The organism is Promicromonospora sp. NPDC023987 (genome assembly GCF_040639055.1).
In the GTDB taxonomy this organism is placed as follows: Bacteria; Actinomycetota; Actinomycetes; order Actinomycetales; family Cellulomonadaceae; genus Promicromonospora.
Window position 1 is genome coordinate 1 of sequence record NZ_JBEZZF010000155.1, and the last position, 1,851, is coordinate 1,851.

2 protein-coding genes are annotated in these 1,851 nt (G+C 69.0%); both read right to left on the minus strand.

The genetic code is table 11. From position 1 onward, the window contains the following. Positions 1–153 precede the first annotated feature (153 nt). Entirely contained in the window at positions 154–390 is a 237-nt protein-coding gene (locus AB0F40_RS27465; protein ID WP_357475500.1) for a hypothetical protein, read from the minus strand. Continuing rightward, positions 387–1,631: an IS256 family transposase gene (locus tag AB0F40_RS27470; protein WP_357475502.1), complete on the minus strand. Its 1,245-nt coding sequence runs from the start codon at positions 1,629–1,631 to the stop codon at positions 387–389. Before AB0F40_RS27470 ends, AB0F40_RS27465 begins: the two co-directional genes overlap by 4 nt. Positions 1,632–1,851 lie beyond the last annotated feature (220 nt).

A 1,851-nucleotide genomic window follows, 5' to 3' on the forward strand; every position in this document is an offset into this window, starting at 1 on the left:
GTCGACCCGTAGCCGGGCGGCCAGCTGCTGCGGGCTCCACTGCTCGGTATCGAGCTTGTCCTCCAGCCATGCCCGCAGCCGGGGACGGGCCGCGAGGTCAAGTCCCTGGGAGTGGTGTAACCGTTTCGTGATCCTTCGTGGTGGTGGGTTGGGTTAGAAGGGCGTTTCGCCGGTTTCGTACCAGTGGATGACGAGGTCGGCCATGCGGATCGCGGGGTCTGTGTCGTGGTCGTGGTGGAGGTTGGCCTCGCCCGTGAGGTTGCCGTCGGTGTCGAAGGCCTCGTCGGGCCAGGAGACGGGGCGTCCGGTCTCGTCCCAGAAGCCGGACCAGCCGGTGTCGTGCAGGAGCTGGGTGTCGGTGCGCGGGTCGGTGGGGTCGAGGGTGGTCATGCGGCCTCCAGCTCCAGGGTCGGCTCGGTGGGCAGGTCGCCTGCTGCCGGGCGGGGTGTTCGGGTGCGGGCGATGACGTCCAGGCCGAGGTAGCGGCGCGCTTCGGTCCACTCGTCGTGCTGCTCGGCCAGGACCGCGCCGACCAGGCGGACGATGGCGTCGCGGTCAGGGAAGATGCCCACGACGTCGGTGCGGCGCCGGATCTCCCGGTTCAGGCGCTCGTTGGGGTTGTTCGACCAGATCTGCCGCCAGATCTCGCGGGGGAAGCCGGTGAACGCGAGCACGTCGGCGCGTGCGGCATCGAGATGGTCGTGCACGTCGGGCAGGCTGCCGGCGACGGTGTCCAGGAGCTTGTCGAACTGGGCCTGCACGGATTTCTCGTCGGGCTGGTCGTAGACCGAGTGCAGCATCGCCTTGACGGCCGGCCACTGGGACTTGGGGCAGGTGTCCATCAGGTTCTTCGCGTAGTGGGTGCGGCACCGCTGCCAGGTCGCGCCGGGCAGGTTCGCGCCGATCGCGTCCACGAGGCCGGCGTGCGCGTCGGAGGTCACGAGCATGACGCCGGTCAGGCCGCGGGCGACCAGGTCGGCGAACAGGGTGTTCCACGCGGTCTTCGTCTCTGAGGTGGCGACCCTCAACCCCAGGACCTCGCGGTGGCCGTCGGCGTTGACACCGGTCACGACCAGAACCATCGCGGTGGTCACGCGCCCGTCCTCGCGGACCTTCATCGACAGGGCGTCCGCGGCCAGGAACGTGAACGGCCCGGACTCGTCCAGCCGCCGGGTCCTGAAGGCGGCGACCTGCTCGTCCAGGTCCTTGGCCATCCTGCTGACCTGGGACTTCGACAACGACGTGATCCCCAGGGTCGCGACGAGCTTGTCCATCCGGCGGGTGGAGACCCCGGCGAGGTAGCAGTCCGCCACGACCGCGATCATCGCCTTCTCGGCCCTCTTGCGCCGGTCCATCAGCCACTCCGGGTAGTACGACCCCTGCCGCAGCTTCGGGACCGCGACGTCGATCGTGCCTACCCTCGTGTCCAGATCCCGGTGCCGGTACCCGTTCCTGCTGTTGACCCGCTCTGGGGACGGGCGGCCGTACTCCGCCCCGCACACGGCATCGGCATCAGCCGAGACGAGCGCGTCGATCATCGTCGACAACAGGTGCCGCATCAGGTCCGGGGACGCGTCGGCCAGGGCCTCGCCGAGCACGCCGGCGGGGTCGATAATGGAAGGTGCGGTCATCGTGATGCTCCGTTCGAGAGTGCTGTGAGACGTTCACTCGAAGGATCACGCGGTGGCCGCACTTCGTCCTGTCGGACGATCACGCCGACCGCGTTACACCACTATCTGGGACTCAACTCCGCGATATCTTGGACTCCTTCGGGCGGCGGGCCCGGGCCTCGGCCCTGGCTTGCGCGACCAAGGGCTTGTAGCGCCCGTCATCGGCCCGGTTCCTGGCCAG

What these genes read in the sequence shown, in the direction of transcription:
- AB0F40_RS27465 (WP_357475500.1), bottom strand. Translation starts at nt 390, where the DNA reads ATGACCACCCTCGACCCCACCGACCCGCGCACCGACACCCAGCTCCTG.
- AB0F40_RS27470 (WP_357475502.1), bottom strand. Translation starts at nt 1,631, where the DNA reads ATGACCGCACCTTCCATTATCGACCCCGCCGGCGTGCTCGGCGAGGCC.